We start from the raw sequence: 19,164 nt of genomic DNA, 5'->3' as shown, positions 1-19,164 counted from the left end.
GCCGGGTCCGGAGGTTCCGGCTCGTGGGGCGGCTCGTCCGGGGCCTGGTCCGGAGGTTGGTCCGCGGCCGGGTCCGGAGGTTCCGGCTCGTGGGGCGGCTCGTCCGGGGCCTGGTCCGGAGGTTGGTCCGCGGCCGGGTCCGGAGGTTCCGGCTCGTGGGGCCGCTCGTCCCGGGCCCGGCCCCGAAGCCGTACCCGGCCAGGACGTCGCACCCGGCCCGGCTCGTGGGGCGGCCCGTCCCGGCCCGGACGGCCCCGCCCGTGGTGCCGCCCGCCCCGACGGGTCCCCGCGTCCCGGTCCGGCTCCGGCCGGACGGTCCGGTCCGGACGGTCCTGGTCGGTCACTCGGCGGTCCGGACGAGCAGGGCCGTGCCGTGGCCGGCCGCTCAGCCGCCGTCGGGCCCGACGATCGGGCCGCCGCTCGCGCCCTGCCGCCGCAGCGAGACCCGGGCCGCCCCGAACCGTCCGGTGTGTCGCCGGTTACCGCCCACCCGGCGGAGCCGCCCGTGACGGCGCGGGCCGCGGCTGTCGTACCACCGCCCGGTCCGGAACCCGACGTCGCGGCGCCCCGCCCGGTGGACGGTCCGTCGCTGCGCGACTCCGCCGACGCGAGCGAGGCCGGCGCCCCGGCCGGCGGGCTGCGTGGCGCCCGCTCGGAGCTGCGGCGGCAGATGCGCGAACGCCGGCGGCTGCGGATGATCGTGCTGGCACTGGTGAGCCTGGTGCTGCTCGGGGCGGTGCCGCTCTACTTCGGCTTCCGTACGCTCAGTCGTGACCCGGTCTTCGACACCCTCGACGCGCTGGACGTGCCGGGTTGGGCGACGGCGAAGACGGTGGACGACGTCAGCGGCAGCCGTTGGTGCCTGATCGAATGCCGGCTGCGGGAACGCACCATCACGTCGGAGCGGTCTCCCGAGGAGACGGTGAAGGTGTACGAGGCCGCGCTGCGGCAGGACGGCTGGCGCCCGTGGCACGTGGCCATGTGCCCGGCGGAGGAGCAGAAGGGCAGTTACACCTGCTGGCGCAAGGACGAACTCACCCTGGACCTCTGGGTACGGGCGCCGGCGTGCGTGCCACCGCCCGTCGACGGCGAGCCGGCGATCGTGCCGTCTCCCGACCCGTCGACCGCTGCGGAGACGTGCACCGGATCGTTGGTGTCGGTGAAGGTGCGCAATGCGATCGACGACGAGCGGACGCGGCCTCTGCCCAGCACTGATCCGCCGCTCACCGGGGAGGAGCCGCTACCGACGCTGACCGGGGATCCGCTCGGCGAGCCGACCTCCTCACCGTCGTGAGCCGATTTCCATCACGGACGGTAGGGTCTGGGGCTGGCAGGCCCGCCCGCGCCCGCTGACCGGCATCGGTGGTGGAGCGGCGGCGCGGGCACGACGGTCGCGTTTGTTTCCGGGGTCGTCCGGTTCGGTGTAGTTCTGCTTGAGGAGGACAGGCGTGGGCATTTTGGAGATCGCGGCGCTGATCGCAGCGATCGCGTTCGCGATGCTGGTGTTGATCCTGACCCTGCCCATCCTGCGGCTGCGGCACACCGTGGACGCCACCACCCGGATGATCAACGACCTGAGCGACCGGACGGGGCCGCTGCTCGGTGACGTGAACACCACGGTGAAGAACGTCAACACCACCCTTGAGCAGGTGCAGACCTCCCTCGACGGGGTCAACCTCCAGCTGGCCAAGGTCGACACGATGACCGGCCACGCTCAGAACGTCACGGCCAACGTCGCCAACCTGGTCGCCGTGGTCTCCGCCGCCGCCGCGAACCCGCTGGTCAAGGTCGCTGCCTTCGGCTACGGCGTACGCAAGGCGGCTGCGGCGCGCCGGCACGCGGAGACCGAGCGTGAGGTGCGCGACACCATCAAGCAGCAGCGGCGGGCCGCGCGCCGCGTCGAGCGCTGACCGTCGAGCGCGACCGGAGGGTGCGGAGGAATGAGACGTTTGTTCTGGCTGGGCATCGGACTGGCCGTCGGTGTGGTGGTGGTCCGCAAGGTGACCCGCACCGCGCAGTCGTACACCCCGGCCGGCATCGCGAGCACGCTGTCACAATCTGCTGGCGGCCTGGCCGGATCGCTGCGTAGCTTCGTGGCGGACGTCCGGGTCGGGATGGCCGAACGCGAGCAGGAGATTCACCAGGCGTTCGCCCAGGGCGAGGCGTTCGACGACCAGTTCGCCGATCTGCGGGAGGACCCGCGGCTCGGCGACCGAGAGATCTTTCCGGAGGAACACCAGCGATGAAGACGGCGGAGATCAAGCGGCGGTACCTCGCGCACTTCGAGGCGAACGGCCACGCCGTGGTGCCGTCCGCTCCGCTGCCCGCCATCAGCGACCCGAACCTGTTGTTCGTCAACGCCGGCATGGTGCAGTTCGTCCCGTACTTCCTGGGGCAGCAGGCTGCGCCGTACCGCCGGGCGGTGAGTGTGCAGAAGTGCATCCGCACGCCCGACATCGACGAGGTCGGCAAGACCAGCCGACACGGCACGTTCTTCCAGATGAACGGCAACTTCTCCTTCGGTGACTACTTCAAGGACGGAGCGATTCCGCTCGCCTGGGACCTGGTCACCAAGTCCCAGGAGCAGGGCGGTTTCGGTCTGGATCCGGAGCGGATCTGGCCGACGGTCTACCTGGACGACGACGAGGCGTTCGAGATCTGGCGGTCGGTGGGGGTGCCGGCCGAGCGGATCGTCCGACGTGGCAAGGCGGACAACTTCTGGTCGATGGGCATCCCCGGCCCCTGCGGCCCCTCTTCCGAACTGTTCTACGACCGGGGTCCCCAGTACGGCCAGGAGGGCGGCCCGGCGGTCGACGAGGACCGCTACATGGAGTTCTGGAACCTCGTCTTCATGCAGTTCGAGCGGGGCCCGGGCGTCGGCAAGGAGGACTACCCGATCCTGGGTGAGCTGCCGGCGAAGAACATCGACACCGGCATGGGCCTGGAGCGGATGGCCTCGATCCTGCAGGGCGTCGACAACCTGTACGAGATCGACGAGGTCCGGCCGATCCTGGACCGGGCGGCCGAGTTGACCGGTAAGCGCTACGGCGCGGGCTCCAGCCACGTGGCCAGCGAGTCGCACCCGGACGACGTACGGCTGCGGGTGATCGCGGACCACGTGCGGACCGCGTTGATGCTGATCGGCGACGGTGTGACGCCGTCGAACGAGGGGCGGGGCTACGTGCTGCGCCGGATCATGCGGCGGGCGATCCGGGCGGTGCGGCTGCTGGGCTGGCAGGACCGGGCGTTGCCGGAGCTGCTGCCGGTGGCCCGGGACTGCATGGCCCCGTCGTACCCGGAGCTGGCGACCGACTTCGACCGGATCGCCGACTACGCGTACGCGGAGGAGGACGCGTTCCTGTCCACGCTGCGGGCCGGCACCACGATCCTGGACGCGGCGATCGCCGAGACGCGTAGCGCCGGTGGCGCCGCGTTGACCGGTGAGAAGGCGTTCCAGCTGCACGACACGTACGGCTTCCCGATCGACCTCACCCTGGAGATCGCGGCCGAGCAGGGGCTGCAGGTCGACGCGGAGGGCTTCCGCCGGCTGATGGCCGACCAGCGGGCCCGGGCGAAGGCCGACGCGCAGGCCCGCAAGACCGGACACACCGACCTGTCGGCGTACCGGGCGGTGCTCGACGCGAACGGTCCGGTGGAGTTCACCGGCTACCAGGAGGTGTCCCGCGAGTCCCGGGTCCGGGCGCTGCTCGGCGCGGCCGGCCCGCTGGGCGCGGCGGTCGAGGGCGACACCGTCGAGCTGGTGCTCGACACCACCCCGTTCTACGCGGAGGGCGGCGGCCAGCAGCCGGACCAGGGCCTGATCACCGTCGGTGGCGGTCAGCTCGAGGTGCTCGACGTCCAGCAACCGGTGCCCGGCCTGATCGTGCACCGCGCCCGGGTGGTCCGGGGCGAGGTGCGTCCGGGCGAGAGCGCGTACGCCGAGATCGACACGAGCCGGCGGCGGGCCATCTCCCGTTCGCACACGGCGACCCACCTGGTGCACCAGACCATGCGGAACTTCCTCGGTGAGTCGGCCACCCAGGCCGGGTCGCTGAACGCCCCGGGCCGGCTGCGCTTCGACTTCAACACCCCCACCGGGGTGGCGCCGAGCGTCCTGCGGGACGTGGAGCAGCAGGTCAACGAGGTGCTCCTGGCCGACCTGGAGGTGCACGCCTTCATCACCTCGCTGGACGAAGCGCGCCGCATCGGGGCGATGGCCCTCTTCGGCGAGAAGTACGGCGAGCAGGTGCGGGTCGTCGAGGTCGGCGACTACGCCCGGGAGCTGTGCGGTGGCACCCACGTGGCCCGCTCCGCGCAGCTCGGCCTCGTGAAGATCCTCTCCGAGTCGTCCATCGGTTCGGGCGTACGGCGGGTCGAGGCGTTGGTTGGGATGGACGCGTTCAACTTCCTGGCGCGGGAGCACCTGCTGGTCTCCCGGCTCGCCGAGCTCTACCGGGTGCCGTCGGAGCAGGTCGCCGACCGGGTGGAGCAGACCGTCACGCAGCTTCGGGACGCGGAGAAGGAGCTGGAGAAGCTCCGCGCCCAGCTGGTGCTGGGCGGCGCGAGCGCGTTGGCCGCACAGGCGAAGGACGTGCGCGGAGTCGCGTACGTCGGCACCGAGGCGCCGGAGGGCGCGGCCGGTAACGACGTGCGGACCCTCGCACAGGAGATTCGCGGCAAGATCGATCCGGCCCGCCCGGCGGTGGTCGCGGTGGCGGCCCGCAGCAATGGCAAGGCGTCGCTGGTGGTGGCCGTGAACCAGGCGGCCCGCGCGCGGGGCCTGGCCGCGTCCGACCTGGTGAAGGCGGCGTTCTCGGGCCGCGGCGGCGGCAGCCCCGACCTGGCCCAGGGCGGTGGGCTGCCGGCGGCCGAGGCGCCGAACCTGCTGCTCACCGTCGAGAAGGCGATCGCCGAGGCGTGACCGGCGACCATCGGGAACCGGGGTGGACGAGCAGGTCCACCCCGGTTCGTCGGGACCGGCGAGGTGATCGCGCGTGACCGAGTTGTCGCGGGGCGTCCGGCTCGGCGTGGACGTCGGTCAGGTGCGGATCGGTGTCGCCCGCTCCGACCCGCACGGGGTCCTGGCCACCCCACTGGTCACCGTCGCCCGAGACCGTACGGCAGCGCCGGACGCGACCCCCACCGACCTGGTGGAACTGGCCGCGCTGGTCGTCGAGCACGAGGCGGTGGAGGTGGTCGTGGGCCTTCCGGTCAATCTCGCCGGTCGGCACGGACCGGCCGCGGTGCAGGTGAAGGCGTACGCTGACCGGCTGGCCGGTGTAATAGCGCCGGTACCGGTAACGCTCACCGACGAGAGGATGTCAACGGTCGTGGCTTCTCGTAGGCTGGCCGAGCGTGGCGTCCGAGGCAAGCGCCAACGTGCGGTGGTCGACCAGGCCGCCGCGGTGGAGATTCTGCAGAGCTGGCTGGACGCGCAGCGGAGGCGGACGTAATGATCGACGATCTCGACCTGGGCTTCGACGAGGCGGAGCGGGGGGAGAAGGGCCGGCACCGGCGTGGCTTCGTCCGCAAGCGCAACGGCAAGGGCGGTGGCCGAGGCAAGACGGTCCTGGCGTTGCTGCTGGCCGTGGTGCTGCTGAGTGGCATCGGCGGTGGTGCGTTCTACGGTTTCGACCGGATCCAGAACTACTTCGTCACCCCCGACTACGACGGCGCCGGCACCGGCGAGGTCACCGTCGAGATCAAGCAGGGCGCGCTGCTCGCCGACATGGCCGACGCGCTCTACACCGCCGGGGTGGTGAAGAGCCCGAAGGCGTTCATCGAGGCCGCGGCGGAGAACGCGCGCAGCAAGAACATCCAGCCGGGCCTGTACAAACTGCGCAAGGAGATGAGCGGGTCGCACGCGGTCACCGCGATGCTCGACCTGAAGAACAAGATCGTCAACGGGATCACCGTCCCGGAGGGGCGTACCGCCAAGAGCATCTTCAAGCTGCTCGCCCAGAAGACCAAGATCCCGGTGAAGGACTTCGAGACCGCGGCGAAGGACCCGATCGGGCTCGGCGTGCCGGACTGGTGGTTCAAGCGCAGCGACAACAAGAAGGTCACGCCGTCGATCGAGGGCTTCCTCTACCCGGACACGTACGAGATCCCGCCGAAGGCCACCGCGGAGAGCATCCTGTCGATGATGGTGGAGAACTTCCTGACCGTCACCGGTCAGATGGAGTTCGCGGACAAGGTGCAGAGCGACCGGAAGATCGCCCCGTACGAGGCGCTGATCGTCGCGTCGCTGGCGCAGGCCGAGGCGGGCAACAAGGACGACCTGGGCAAGGTCGCCCGGGTCGCCTACAACCGGGTGTACGGCGAATTCGACTGCGGCTGCCTGGAGATGGACGTCACGGTCAACTACTACCTGGAGTTGATCGGCAAGCCGACCAAGCGGTCCGCCGACATGACCGCCGACGAGCTCGACGACCCGAAGAACCCGTACAACCGGAAGCTGCGTGGCCTGCCGCCGAGCCCGATCAACAATCCCGGTAAGGAGGCCATGGCGGGGGCGATGGACCCGCCGCCGGGCAAGTGGCTCTTCTTCGTGGCGATTGACAAGGCGGGGCACTCCGAGTTCGCGGAGACCTACGAGCAGCACGAGCGCAACATGGAGAAGGCCCGGGAGGCCGGGATCATCTGATGACGGTGCGACGGCGAGCGGCGGTGCTCGGCAACCCGATCGCGCACTCCCTCTCCCCGGTGATCCACAACGCCGGCTACGCGGCGGCGGGGCTGGCCTCGTGGTCGTACACCCGGATCGAGTGCGCCGCCTCCGAGCTGCCGGGTCTCGTCGCCGGCCTGGGCCCGGAGTGGGCCGGGTTGTCGGTGACGATGCCCGGCAAGGAGGCAGCGCTCGCGGTGGCCGACGCCGCCTCGCCGGTCGCGGTCGCGGTCGGTGCGGCGAACACGCTGGTACGCCGCCCTGACGGCTCCTGGTACGCGGACAACACCGACGTGACCGGCATGGTCGAGGTGCTCACCGGGGCGGGCGTACGCCCCGGTGCCACGGTGACCGTGCTCGGCGCCGGCGGGACCGCGCGGGCGGCGCTGGCCGCGGCGGCCCGTCTCGACGCCCGCGAAGTGACAGTGGTGGCCCGCCGCGTGGCCGCCGTCGACGAACTGCGCCCGGTGGCCGACGCGGTCGGCGTACCGATGCTGGGGGCCGGCTGGGCGGAGGCCGCGGCGTGCCTTTACGCCGATGTGGTGATCTCGACGGTGCCGAAGGGGGTCGCGGACCCGCTCGCCGAGACGGTCGCCTGGCGGCCGGAGGCGGTGTTCTTCGACGCGCTCTACGATCCGTGGCCGACCCCGCTGGCCGCCGCCGCGGCGGCCGCCGGCTTCCGGGTCATCTCCGGGCTCGACCTGCTGCTGGCCCAGGCGATCGGCCAGTTCGAGCAGTTCACCGGCGTGCCGGCCCCGCGCGAGGCGATGGCCCTCGCGCTCGCCGACGCGCGCCGGCAGTGAGGGCTGTCGACGGCCGGCGTTGGCGTTGTGGCCTGCCTTTGCCGACAGTTAAGAAGGCCTTAGGTCCGCCCGACTTGCTCACGGACCCCCCGTGTCATCGATACGCTGCTCTCCGTTACCGAAGTAGACACAGGGAGTTCCCGTGAGCAGGCACGGACTGCACCGCCTTCCCCGTAGCGGCCGTCCCCGGCGCAAGGTCCTCGCGCTCGGCGTGATCGGCGCATCGGTGGTGACCGGCATCGTGGCGACGATGATGCCGTTGCTCGCCGCGGACGACCTGGCGATCCAGGCGGTGGCGGACACCACGGCCACCCGGGTGCCGCAGGACGGCGACAACGCGGTGAAGACCACCCTCGCCACCTGCCCGGCCCGCTGCGACGGCAACCCCCGGGGCACCCGGGACGCGGTCATCCGGTTCGCGGTGACCACCCTCCCCGTGACGGCGGTCAACGTCCGGGCCACCCTGCGGGTGCACTCCTGGCGGGCGTTCACCGCCACGGTGACCGCGCACGGCTCCCCGGTCGACGCGGCAGCCGCCCACCCGGCACCGACGATTCCGAGCCCCGCGGTGGACACCGTGACCGGCGTGCGATCCGGCTTCAACGAGTGGGACGTCTCCCGCCTGGTGACCGGCAACGGCCCCGTCACCGTATCGCTGGCGCAGACCGGATTGGCGACCCGGATCTACTGGGCGTCCGTCGAGAACCGCGATCCCGAGCTGCGTCCCCGTCTGCTGCTCACCTATGACGTGGGTAGCCGGCCGGCCCCCACCCCGAGCACCGCGAGCCCGGCGCCGCCGACGCCGAGCGCGTCACCGAGCGCGTCACCGAGCACCCCGGCGAAGCCGTCGCCGACGGTGAGCCCGACCCGTCCCGCGCCGCGCCCGACGCCGAGCGCGTCCACTGGCTCCGGCCGCTGCGGCGAGGTGTCGCCCGAGCTCGTACCCGCCTGCGGCGCCTGGTGGGGCATGTACTCGCCGACCAGCGCCGCTGACGGCTGGGACCACGGCCGGGCGGTCGCCGAGGTGGAGGAGCAGGTCGGCCGGAAGTTCGACATCGTGCACCGCTACCACGACTTCTCCAACGCCGGCAGCAACGGTGCCTTCCCCGACGTCTACCAGCGCGAGCAGATGCGCGACGGCCGGCTCATGTTCTTCGCCTGGGAGTCGCGGATCTTCTCCACCGGCAAGGTGCTGACCTGGTCGGACGTCTACGGTGGCCGGTACGACGCGACCATCGACGCGGTCGCCGGGCGGATCCGGGACACTGGCGTGCCGGTCTTCCTGGGCTTCGACCACGAGCCGGAGGACGAGCCGGAGAAGGGCGGTGACGCCGAGTTCGTCCGCGCCTGGCGGTACGTGCACGACCGGTTCGCCGCCGCCGGCGCGCACAACGCGGTCTGGGTGTGGACGATGATGGGCTGGTCGGGGCACTACGACCGGTACGCGGGCCTCTACCCCGGCGACCGGTACGTCGACTGGGTGGCGTACGACCCGTACAACTTCCACGTCTGCAACGGCAGCAAGGTGTGGAAGAGCCCCAGCACCACCATCGGTGGCTTCTACCGCTGGCTGGACGAGCACGGCATCGGCGCTGGCAAGCCGCGGATGCTCGCCGAGTTCGGCACCAACTTCGACGCCGCCGACCCGGGCGCCAAGCGGCGGTGGTTCGAGGAGTTCCCGGCCGCGCTCAAGGCACACCCGAAGATCAAGGCGGCGGTCTACTACAACTCGCCAGGCATGACCACCACCACCGCCACCTGCAACATGACGATGGATCACGACGCCGCGGCGCTGGCCGGGTTCACCCGTGCCGGGCAGGACAGCTACCTGCGCCAGCCCGCCCCGGGGAGACGCTGACGACCGAAGCCCCCGACCTGCGCCGCCGCGGCCGGACTCCGACTCTCCGAGTTAGTGTCAGGTAACGGATTCACTGACCGCCCAATCGGCGGATGTCGCCCACTGTGGTCGGCGAGGCACGCTACGCGCGTTGTCATCCACCTTGGAGGCGCAGCGTGCCAGAGCTCCCGTTCCGCCGGCGTCCCGCCGGAAGACTTCGCATCTGGGCGGGGGCGGTCGCACTGACCACCGTCGCCGCGTTGGTGGCCGTGCCGACCGCGGCCGCGGCGGCCTCGGTGCCCGCCCCGGAGACGGGGACCCTGGTGTCGACGAACCCCACCGACAACACTCCGCACGCCCGTGACGGCGAGGCCCGCGCATTCGCGCAGGTCGGCAACCTGGTCTATGTCGGTGGAACGTTCACCCAGATCAGGCAGACCGCCGCCTCCGCGTGGGTGTCGCGCCCATACCTCTTCGCGTACGACCGGTCCACCGGGACGATCTCCACCACCTTCCTGCCGGCGCTGGACGGGGCGGTCAACTCGCTGATCGCCGGCCCGGGTGGGAGGCTCATCGTCGGCGGATCCTTCAAGACCGTCAACGGCGTATCCCGGAAGAACCTGGTGGCGCTCGATCCGAGCACCGGCGCGACCGTGGCCAGCTGGGCCGGTCGGTCGGATGGCGGCATGATCCGCGACATGGTGCTGCAGGACAACTGGCTCTACGTCGCCGGCGCCTTCAACTGGCTCAACGGCGCCGCGCACGCCGGTCTCGGCCGGCTCAACGCCACCACGGGCGCGATCGACCCGACCTTCGCCGTCGACATCAGCACCGGCCGGCACGGCACGTCGCACTACGCCTGGACGATCGACGTCTCACCGGACGGCGGGACGCTGGTCGTCGGCGGCAACTTCCTGTACGTCGACGGCCTGCCGCGCAACCAGATGGCGCTGGTCGACCTGACGGGAACGCCGACCGTCCTCGACTGGAGCACCGAGAAGTACGTGCCGCCGTGCGCGGCACCCGCGACGTTCGTCCACTACGTGCAGGACGTCAAGTTCGGCGGCGACGGCAGCTGGTTCGTGGTCGGGTCCAACGGCGGTGCCGGCTGGCCGACGGCGTACTGCGACGCGCTCGTCCGGTTCGAGACCGCGGCTCGGGGCAGCGGGCAGCTCGCCACCTGGATCGACTTCACCGGCAACGACACCATCACCTCGATCGAGGTGGCCGACAACATCATCTACCTCGGCGGACACTTCCGCTGGCTGAACAACCCGAACGCGAGCGACGCGGCAGGAGCGGGCGCCGTCGACCGGCTGGGCATCGCCGCCGTCACCCCGGCCACCGGCATGCCGGTCAACTGGAACCCCGGCCGGCGCGGCGGCGCCTCGATGCCGCCCGGCACCAGCACCTGGGGATCCGCGGTGCCCGTGCTCTGGCGGGGCAGCGACGGGCTCTACTTCGGGCACAACTCCGACGGCATGGGTGGCGAGTACCGCGGCCGGCTCGGCGTCTTCCCCCTCGCGGGCGGCCGTACGGTGACCCCGAAGAACCCGCCGACCGAGACGACCGGCAACCTCTACCTGGGTACGGGCAACGGCCAACTGGCCAAGGTGCCGTTCGACGGCACTGCCGTGGGTACGCCGACCACCGTCAGCCAGCCGAACTACACCGGTGCCGGAGCGACCTGGCGGGTCAGCGACCGGATCTACTGGTCGCACGTCGTCGCCGGTACACCCACGGGCAGCCGGCTCGACATCTCGATGTTCAACGGTGGCGCCATCGGCGTGCCGTGGGAGTCCTCCGGCTACAACGACTGGTTCAACCCGGCGACGATGACCGGCGCGTTCTTCCTCGACGGACGGCTCTACTACACCCGTACCGGCGGCAACGCCCTCTACTACCGGTACTTCGAGATCGACGGCAACTACCTCGGCGCGACCGAGTTTATTTTGCCCACCACCGGCGTGAGCTGGTCGGCGGTGCGGGGCATGGCCTGGGTCGGTGGCCGGATCGTCTACGGCGCGACCGACGGCACGCTGCGCAGCGTCCCGTTCGACGCGACGGCGACGCCAGCGGTCAACGGGGCGGCGATCACGGTGATCGCCCCGGAGAGCGCGCAGCTGACCTGGTCCACGCCACGCACCTTCTTCTCGGTGCAATGACGGTCTCACGCTCGGTGAACAAATATCGGTAGATTGCTCTTGGTGCGCCGGCGGCGGATCGACGCCGCCGGCCCCACCATGACCCTCGGGAGAGTGCTGTTGGCCGCCACCGGTCGTCGCGTCGCGGTTGCCGCGTGCTGCGACGCGCCGGCGTCACGGCTCCCTCGCCGGGGCTCGTGGCCCACCACACAGAGGACAGACGGTAAAGGCCGTTCATGACTGATGCACCGGTCGGCGGCCGGACCGCCGACATCCCCGGCGGCCCGGTCCGCGCCGTGACCCTGGTCGACCTGCTCCGCGTCCCGCTGCACCGGATCCGCCTGGTCGGCGCCGTCGCGGCGACCGGACTGCTCGCCGCGCTCGGCTACCTGGTGCTGGTGCCGCCCGCCGTGACCGCGAACGCGGTGGTGGCCGTGCGTCCCGTCGTGACCGACGCCTTCACCCCCAGCGGGGCGGCCGCCGACCGGGCGGTGAACATGAACGTGGAGAGCGGCATCGCGACCGGCACCGAAGTGGTGCGTCGGCTGGCCGAGGCGAGTGGCAAGGACCAGCGTGATGTGCGGGACGCGCTGGCGGTCGAGGTGCCCACCGGCGGGCAGATCCTGCGCTTCTCCTACCGCGACCGCTCGGGCCAGCGGGCGGTGCAGAGCGTCAACCTCGCCGCACAGGCCTACCTGGACGTGCGCCGGGCGATGTACGAGGACCAGCGGCAGGAGATGGTCCGCTCGTACGACGAGAGCATCGCCAAGGTCACCGAGGAGCGGGCCGCCCTCCAACGGCGGATCACGGCCGCCCGGTCGGGTGCCCTGGACGCCGCGATCGCCGAGCTCGGCGGGGTCAACAATCAGCTCACGCAGCTCAGCTCGGCGCGTACGGAGATCGCGTCGGTCGACGTCAACCCGGGCTGGGTCACCCGTACCGCCGAACTGGCCCTGGTCTCCACCGGCGGGAACCGGCCGCTGTACCTGCTCAGCGGGCTGGTCGGTGGGGTGCTGGTCGGCGTGGTGCTGGCGTACGCCTGGGAGTCGATGGACCGTCGGGTCCGTTCGGTGGTGGACGCCCGCGACGTCACCGGGCTGCCGATGCTGGGCGCGGTGCGCCGGCAACGGTTCAACGGGCGGCGCCGGCCGGTCGACACCGACGTGCGGTACGTGGCGATGGCCATCGCCGCGCAGGTACGCCAGCCCGCCCGGATCGCGCTGCTCGCCGCCCGGGAGGAGCCGACCGTGCTCACCGCCGGACTCGCGGTGGCGTTGGCCGCCGAGGGGCGGGAGATCTTCGTGGCCGACGACAGCGGGCGGGTGGAGCAGCTGCGCAGCGCGGTGTTCGCCGATCTGGGCCGGTTGCCGACCGTCGCCGACCAGTCCCGGCCGGTCGTGCCGAAGCCGCGCCCGGCGGGCACCCCGATCGGCGGGGGGCCGGCCGCCGAGCCGCCGGCGGCCCGCCGGCCGTCGCCGGTGCCGCCCGGTTCCCGGCCGTCGACCGATCCGGACGCCACGCTGACCCTGCCTCGGGTCCCCTCGGCTCGCGCGGGCGAGAACGGGCGGCCGGCCGGTGACGGCGTGTCGGTGGGGCTCGGCAACGTCCGGTTCGGCAGTTGGCGGCAGGGCGCGGATCACGGTCTGGTGCTCTACAACGCCCCACCGGCGGAGTCCGACGAACGCGGTGTGGCGATCGCCCGCCAGGGCACCGCCGTCGTGGTGGTGGAGCGGGACCGGACCCGGCAGAGTGACCTGCGCCGGCTCGTCGACCGGCTCCGGGCGGCGGGTGTCACACCGCTGGGCTTCGTCCTGACCCGCAACGGCAGGGGCTGAGCGTGGCCGTAGCCCGGGCGCCGGCCACCGCCGAACCGCCGGGGGAGCCCCGGCCCGTCGGGCTGCCCGAGCCGGCCGGGTCGTACCCGCCGCTGCTGCCGCTCTGGCCGCTGGCGGTGATGTTCGGCCTGGTGCCGCTCTGGTGGGCGGCGGGCGCCTTCTACCTCGGCTGGTCGATCTTCGGCGCGCTGCTCTTCGCGCTGCTGTCGACCCGGGGTCGGATCCCGCTGCCGCCGGCGACGGGGATCTGGCTGCTCTTCCTCGCCCTGGTGGTGGCGAGCGCGGTCCGTCTGCCGTCGGCCGGATCGCTGCCGATGTTCGCTCTGCGGCTCGGCTTCTACCTGACCGCAATCGTGGTGGGTGTCTACGTGTACACCCTCGCCCGGGAACGTGCCGACCAGGCGACGGTGCTCGTGCCGCTCTGCGCGTTCTGGCTCGGCCTGGTGGTGCTGGGCTGGCTGGGTGTGCTGGCGCCGCGGCTGGCGTTGACGACACCGGTGGAGGTGCTTCTGCCGGGCGGTGTCGCCGGCAACTCCTACATCCAGGACCTGGTCCACGTCGGCGCGGCGGAGTACAGCGTCCGCTCGCTCGATCCGATCTTCCGGCCGGCCGCGCCGTTCCCGTACACCAACAACTACGGCAGCGCGTACGCCCTGACGCTGCCGTGCGTGGTGGCGTACACCATGCTGCGCCGGCGCGGGGTGCTGCGCTGGGGGCTGCTGGCCTCCCTTCCGCTGTCGTTGGCGCCCGCCTTCCTCACCCTCAACCGGGTGATGTTCGCCAGCCTCGGGGTGGGTCTCGCCGTGCTGGGTCTGCGCGCCGCGCTGCGCGGCAACGTGCGGGTGGGTGCGTCGGTCGTCGGTGTGCTGTTCATCGGCGGCCTCGCCACGCTCTTCATCCCGGTGACCGAGCTGATCGGCGACCGCGTGGAGTCCAGCGACACCAACGACGACAGGTTCTCCCTCTACGCCGAGGTGATCCGCCGCATCGGCGACTCTCCATGGCTCGGCTACGGGGCGCCGGCCAGCGCGGACACGGTCTCCGCGCCGGCCCCGGTCGGTACGCAGGGGCAGCTGTGGATGGTGCTGTTCAGCCACGGCGTACCGGCGCTGATCTGCTTCGTCGCCTGGTTCGTCGTGGTCGCGGCGAACGTGCGGCGGGTCCGCTCGGCGGCCGGCCAGTGGCTGGCGGTCGTTCCGCTGATCTGCCTGGTACAGATCCCGTTCTACGGAATGGCCAGCCCGAACCTCGCGGTCGCCTTCTTCGCCGTCGCCTTCACCCTGGCGCTCACCGAGCGGGAGCGCGCCGCCGGGCGGCGGTACCTCGCACCGTCCCCGCCCCGGGCGGTGCCGGCGTGACCGCGAGCATCCGGCCGGGCGCCGCCGCCCGTCCCGGCGACGGCGGGTCGCCGGGTGCCGCCGGTCGCGCGGAGGGTGCGGCCGACCAGGTGGCGGAGGCCCGCCGCAGCGCCCGCAGTGGCGTCGCCGGACTGGCCGGGGCGGCCGTCAACGGTCTCTTCGGGTTCCTGCTGGCGGTCGTCATCACGCGCGGCTACGGCACTGTCGGCTCGGGCGAGTTCTTCACCTTGGTCGGCGTGGTCACGGTGGCCGCGGCCGTCTGCACGTTGGGCGCGGAGACCGGGCTGGTCTGGGCCCTTCCCCGCCGGCGCACCGGGGGGCGGGGGGACGCAGCCCGCGTCCTCGCGGTGGCGTTGCTGCCACCGCTGGTCGCCGCGCTGGTCGTCGGGGTGGCCGGTCTGCTCGCCGCCGACGCGCTCGCGCCGCGCCTGCTGGACGGCCCGGCGGACGACGGCGCGGTCCTGATCGCGGTCAGCTTCGCCGCGGTTCCGCTGGTGGTCACGATGACACTGCTCCTGGCGGCGCTGCGCTGTCTGCGTCCGATGCGCGTGTACGTCGGGGTGCAGTCGGTCCTGGTGCCGCTGGCCCGGCCGGCGTTGGTCGGCGCCGCAGTCCTGGCCGGCGGCGGTGTGCTCGCCGGGTTGGCCGGTTGGCTCGTGCCGGCGGCGCTCACCATCGTGGTCAGCCTGGTGCTGGTGGTCGGTCCGCTCGGTGTCGGGCGGGGGGCGGCGCTGCGTCCGGAGCGGGCCGACTGGTCGACGTTCTGGGCTTTCGCCCTGCCCCGGGCCGCGTCCGCGGCGATCGACGCCAGCGCCGTGTGGGTCGGCGTACTGCTCACCTCGGTGCTCGCCGGTCAGGCCGACGCGGGTGTCTTCGGGGCGGTGGGCCGCTACGTCCTGGCCGGGCAGCTCGCGATGCAGGGGCTGCGGGTGGCGGTGTCGCCGCAGCTGTCCCGGCTGCTCGGCCGGGGCGACCGAGCAGCCGCGGCGGCGGTGCACCGACAGCTCACCACCTGGGCGTTGGTGCTGTCCTGGCCGGTCTACCTACTCCTGGCCGTCTTCGGGCTGGCCTTCCTCCAGCTCTTCGGCCCCGAGTTCACCGCGGGCGCCACCGCGATGACCGTGCTCGCGCTGGCGATGGTGCTCAACACCGGTGTGGGGAACGTGCAGAGCCTGCTGCTGATGAGCGGGCGCAGTGGTCTGCACCTCTGTGCCACGGTCGCCAACCTGCTGGTCACCGTCTCGCTGGGACTCTGGCTGATCCCCGAGCATCGGGTGACCGGTGCGGCGGTGGCCTGGGCGGTGGGAATCGCCACCGAGAACCTCATGGCGGCCGGCTTCACCCGGGCCGTCGTGGGTGAGCGGCTGGTCGACCGGGGGCAGTTGCGCGCGGCGGTCGTGACGATCGCCGCGGTGGGACTCGCCGCGTCGGTCGGCGTGCTCACCGCGGGACGGGGCATCCCCGGGCTGGTGGTGGCGCTGGCCGTGCTGACGGTCGGCTGCGTCGGCATGTTGACGATGCCCAGGGTGCGACGGCGCATCCGGGCGACCATGGGACAGATCCGCGGGCGGCAGGGGGCGTCGGACGACGCTGGCGCCGCCGAGGCGACGAAGGGCAGGTGAGGTACGTCGTGCCGTCCATCCGTGACCGGGTGAAGCAGCTCGTGCCGACCCAGGTGACCAATCGGGTGAAGGATTCCCTGGTCGACTACGGGGTGCGGACCAGCGACCGGCGACCGCTACCGGACTTCCTCATCATCGGCACCAAGCGGGGCGGCACCACGTCACTGTGGAACTACCTGATCCGGCATCCGCTGGTGCCGCGCCTCTTTCCCGCGTGGAACACCAAGGCGTCGCACTACTTCGAGGAGCACTGGCGCCGGGGTGAGGCCTGGTACCGGTCGCACTTCCCGACGCAGCGGCAGCGGGCGGCCCTGGCCAGCCGGCACGGTGGGCCGGTGCGCGTCGGCGAGGCGGCCCCGCTGTACATGTTCCACCCGCTGGCCGCGCAGCGCGTCGCCGCGCTCATGCCGTCGGTACGACTGATCGTGCTGTTGCGCGACCCCGTCGAGCGGGCGTACTCGCACTGGAAGGAACGGCGTACGCACGGCATCGAGCCGCTGGAGTTCGCCGACGCCCTCGCCGCCGAGGACGAGCGCATCGCGGGGGAGCGGGAACGGCTGATCGCCGATCCGGAATACCACAGCGAGCGCTACGACTGGTACAGCTACCGGACCCGGGGACGCTACCTGGAGCATCTGGAGCCCTGGCTGGAGCGGTTCGACCGGAGCCAGTTCCTCTTCCTGCCCAGCGAGGACCTCTACCGCGACGCCCGAGCGACCTATCGCCGGACGCTCGACTTCCTCGGGCTGCCCCCGTACGACCTGCCGGACTTCAAGGTCTACAACGACCGGCGGTCCGCGCCGCTGGAGCCGGAGGTGCGGGAGGAGTTGACGGCGTACTACCGGCCGTACAACGACGCGCTGCGGCAGCGGCTCGGCCTGCACCTCGACTGGCCGGGCCGGCCGGCGTGACGGCCACGGTCACCAGGTCAAGCGACCCCCGGTTGCGCGGCGACGGCCTCGGTTGGGTGACGCGTGCGGTCTTCGGCGACGAGCGGGTCACGCTCACCGTGGGCCCGGCACCGGCCGGTCACCGGGTGGCGGCCCGGTACGCGGTCGTCCCGTCGCTGTCCCGGCCCCGGTTCCTGCTGCCGCTCGGCGCACCTCGGGCCACCGCGGCGGCGCTGCTGGCGTACAACGCCTTGCGTCCGCCGCGGGTGCGCGCGGTGCGCGCCGCGCTCGGCGGGCTGTCCCGGGTGGGCGCGGCAGGTCCGGCCTTCCCCACCCTCACCGTGTCGGTGCCGGCGGGCTCGGCCGCGGGTGAGCTGCTGCTGGCCGAGCGGCTCGCCGTGGACCTGGCCGCCGGTCCGCTGCACGCGGGTTGCGGCGTACGCCCGCCCGACCCGAACCACAAGCCCACCCTCGCGCTCTTCACCGACGACGGCCGGCCCCGCGGGTACGCGAAGATCGGCTGGAACGGCGCGACCCGGGCTCTGGTGTCCGCCGAGGCCGCCGCGCTGCGCGAGCTGGCCGAGCTGACCGGGGTGCCCGACCATCCGGCGACGCCTCGGCTGCTCACCGAACTCGAGTGGGCCGGGCAGGTCGTCGCGGTGGTCGAGCCATTGCCACCGCGGGTACGCGGCGTCCCGATCACCGATCCGCCGCGGATCGCGGCGCTGCTCGCGGTGGCTCGCCGGGGCCGCCCCGCGCCACCCTCCCGGCCGCTGGCCGGGTCGCCGTTCCTCGACCGGCTGGCCGCCGAGGCGGCTCGGGCGGCCGACGCCGACCCGTCCGGCCGGCGTGCCGTCGTCGCCGTGGCCGCGCTGGCCCAGCGGCACGGCGGCACGGCGCTCGAGTTCGGGCACTGGCACGGCGACTGGGTGCCGTGGAACCTGGGCCGGCACGCCGGTGAGCTGGTCGCTTGGGACTGGGAGCACAGTGGACCGGACGTTCCGCTCGGCTTCGACCTGGCGCACGACGCGTTCCAACGGGCACTGGTCCTGCGCGGCGAGCCCGCCGTGGTCGCGGCCGGAGCGGTCGACACCCGGCTCGCCCGGTACGGCGACCAGCTCGGGCTCGGGCCGGCGCAGCGCCGGGCGGTGGCCGACGCGTACCTGGTGGAGATGTGGCTGCGGACCTTCCGGCTGGCCGATGCGGGGGCGGGCTGGAACGCCGCGCTGCATCCGGCGCTGCTGGACGTCATCGAGAAACGACATAGCGTCTGATCCGGGCGGTTCGCCGCGCCGACGGACGTTGACCATTGGCGTAGCGTGACGGAAGAATTGCTCGTCGTGATGGCGGTCGATGTGCCGCCGCGGCCGGTGGCTCTGTGGCCACCGGCGAAACATTGATCGACCACCCAGTCGTCCTATACACCGGCCGGTTGACCTGTGATCTGCTTCTTCACGGCGCCGGCCGAAATTCCAAGCGAATCTGTGGGGAGTCGCGTGGACGTGAACATCGAGGACGGAGGGCCGCCGGTCCTCCTGCTGGTCGGATCCAGCGGTGGACACCTGGCCCAACTGCTGGCACTGCGCCCCTGGTACAAGCACTGGCGCCGATGCTGGGTCACGTTCGACACGCCCGAGGCAGTGTCGCTGCTCGCCGGCGAGGAGCTGGTGCCGGCACACCATCCGACCACCCGGAACGTGCCGAACCTGCTGCGCAACGCCGTGCTGGCCTGGCGGACACTGCGGCGCCGTCGTGTCGCCGCGGTGGTGACCACGGGCGCGGGGGTCGCCGTGCCGTTCGTCGTACTGGCCCGGCTGCGGCGCATTCCGACCGTCTACATCGAGGTGTACGACCGGATCGACACGCCGACGCTGACCGCTCGGCTCTGCCGGCCGTTCCTCTCCGCCATGCTCGTGCAGTGGGACGAGCAGCGGCGGCACTACCCGGAGGCGACGGTCGTGGGGACGCTGCTGTGAGCGGGGACGCGGGCACCGGGACGGCCCCGGCA

Annotated in this window: 15 protein-coding genes; all 15 read left to right on the top strand. The window is 72.3% G+C overall.

Annotated elements, in window-relative coordinates; genetic code table 11:
* Positions 1 to 670 precede the first annotated feature (670 nt).
* Positions 671 to 1,294, top strand: a complete 624-nt coding sequence (locus AB0F98_RS26970; protein ID WP_357740787.1) for a hypothetical protein — start codon at positions 671 to 673, stop codon at positions 1,292 to 1,294.
* 154 nt (positions 1,295 to 1,448) lie between these two features.
* Positions 1,449 to 1,910, top strand: a complete 462-nt coding sequence (locus AB0F98_RS26965) for a DUF948 domain-containing protein (RefSeq protein WP_357740686.1) — start codon at positions 1,449 to 1,451, stop codon at positions 1,908 to 1,910.
* Between the two features lie 30 nt (positions 1,911 to 1,940).
* Positions 1,941 to 2,246 carry a hypothetical protein gene (locus tag AB0F98_RS26960; RefSeq protein ID WP_357740683.1) on the top strand — a complete coding sequence of 102 codons (306 nt, stop codon included), beginning with the start codon at positions 1,941 to 1,943 and terminating at the stop codon, positions 2,244 to 2,246.
* A complete protein-coding gene (gene alaS / locus AB0F98_RS26955; protein WP_357740681.1) occupies positions 2,243 to 4,921 on the top strand; it encodes an alanine--tRNA ligase in 2,679 nt (892 codons plus the stop codon). The genes AB0F98_RS26960 and alaS overlap by 4 nt, the downstream gene beginning before the upstream one ends.
* A gap of 73 nt (positions 4,922 to 4,994) precedes the next feature.
* Entirely contained in the window at positions 4,995 to 5,453 is a 459-nt protein-coding gene (gene ruvX / locus AB0F98_RS26950) for a Holliday junction resolvase RuvX (RefSeq protein ID WP_357740678.1), read from the top strand.
* Positions 5,453 to 6,646 (top strand): endolytic transglycosylase MltG, encoded by a 1,194-nt coding sequence (mltG, locus tag AB0F98_RS26945; RefSeq protein ID WP_357740675.1) that lies wholly within the window; start codon positions 5,453 to 5,455, stop codon positions 6,644 to 6,646. Before ruvX ends, mltG begins: the two co-directional genes overlap by 1 nt.
* The gene (locus tag AB0F98_RS26940; protein WP_357740672.1) at positions 6,646 to 7,470 is read left to right on the top strand and encodes a shikimate dehydrogenase; all 825 of its coding nucleotides are present in this window, start codon (positions 6,646 to 6,648) and stop codon (positions 7,468 to 7,470) included. The genes mltG and AB0F98_RS26940 overlap by 1 nt, the downstream gene beginning before the upstream one ends.
* A 142-nt stretch (positions 7,471 to 7,612) precedes the next feature.
* A complete protein-coding gene (locus AB0F98_RS26935; RefSeq protein ID WP_357740669.1) occupies positions 7,613 to 9,328 on the top strand; it encodes a glycosyl hydrolase in 1,716 nt (571 codons plus the stop codon).
* A gap of 200 nt (positions 9,329 to 9,528) precedes the next feature.
* Positions 9,529 to 11,472 (top strand): hypothetical protein, encoded by a 1,944-nt coding sequence (locus AB0F98_RS26930; RefSeq protein ID WP_357740784.1) that lies wholly within the window; start codon positions 9,529 to 9,531, stop codon positions 11,470 to 11,472.
* A gap of 215 nt (positions 11,473 to 11,687) precedes the next feature.
* The gene (locus tag AB0F98_RS26925) at positions 11,688 to 13,286 is read left to right on the top strand and encodes a lipopolysaccharide biosynthesis protein (protein ID WP_357740666.1); all 1,599 of its coding nucleotides are present in this window, start codon (positions 11,688 to 11,690) and stop codon (positions 13,284 to 13,286) included.
* A gap of 62 nt (positions 13,287 to 13,348) precedes the next feature.
* Complete coding sequence (locus AB0F98_RS26920; RefSeq protein ID WP_357740781.1) at positions 13,349 to 14,644, top strand: O-antigen ligase family protein; 1,296 nt, start codon at positions 13,349 to 13,351, stop codon at positions 14,642 to 14,644.
* 89 nt (positions 14,645 to 14,733) lie between these two features.
* Positions 14,734 to 16,266 carry a polysaccharide biosynthesis C-terminal domain-containing protein gene (locus tag AB0F98_RS26915; RefSeq protein ID WP_357740778.1) on the top strand — a complete coding sequence of 511 codons (1,533 nt, stop codon included), beginning with the start codon at positions 14,734 to 14,736 and terminating at the stop codon, positions 16,264 to 16,266.
* A gap of 8 nt (positions 16,267 to 16,274) precedes the next feature.
* Positions 16,275 to 17,177: a sulfotransferase domain-containing protein gene (locus AB0F98_RS26910; protein ID WP_357740775.1), complete on the top strand. Its 903-nt coding sequence runs from the start codon at positions 16,275 to 16,277 to the stop codon at positions 17,175 to 17,177.
* Positions 17,174 to 18,430, top strand: a complete 1,257-nt coding sequence (locus tag AB0F98_RS26905) for a hypothetical protein (RefSeq protein ID WP_357740663.1) — start codon at positions 17,174 to 17,176, stop codon at positions 18,428 to 18,430. Before AB0F98_RS26910 ends, AB0F98_RS26905 begins: the two co-directional genes overlap by 4 nt.
* 222 nt (positions 18,431 to 18,652) lie before the next feature.
* Positions 18,653 to 19,132, top strand: a complete 480-nt coding sequence (locus tag AB0F98_RS26900) for a UDP-N-acetylglucosamine--LPS N-acetylglucosamine transferase (RefSeq protein WP_357740660.1) — start codon at positions 18,653 to 18,655, stop codon at positions 19,130 to 19,132.
* The last annotated feature ends 32 nt before the right edge of the window (positions 19,133 to 19,164 follow it).

Source organism: Micromonospora sp. NPDC023737 (genome assembly GCF_040639715.1).
Lineage (GTDB): Bacteria > Actinomycetota > Actinomycetes > Mycobacteriales > Micromonosporaceae > Micromonospora.
This window is presented reverse-complemented; position numbering and strand designations above follow the sequence as displayed.

Excerpts from the sequence above, each read along its gene's own strand:
- AB0F98_RS26940 (WP_357740672.1), top strand. The coding sequence starts at position 6,646 with ATGACGGTGCGACGGCGAGCGGCGGTGCTCGGCAACCCGATCGCGCAC.
- mltG (WP_357740675.1), top strand. The coding sequence starts at position 5,453 with ATGATCGACGATCTCGACCTGGGCTTCGACGAGGCGGAGCGGGGGGAG.
- AB0F98_RS26970 (WP_357740787.1), top strand. The coding sequence starts at position 671 with ATGCGCGAACGCCGGCGGCTGCGGATGATCGTGCTGGCACTGGTGAGC.
- AB0F98_RS26925 (WP_357740666.1), top strand. The coding sequence starts at position 11,688 with ATGACTGATGCACCGGTCGGCGGCCGGACCGCCGACATCCCCGGCGGC.
- alaS (WP_357740681.1), top strand. The coding sequence starts at position 2,243 with ATGAAGACGGCGGAGATCAAGCGGCGGTACCTCGCGCACTTCGAGGCG.
- AB0F98_RS26960 (WP_357740683.1), top strand. The coding sequence starts at position 1,941 with ATGAGACGTTTGTTCTGGCTGGGCATCGGACTGGCCGTCGGTGTGGTG.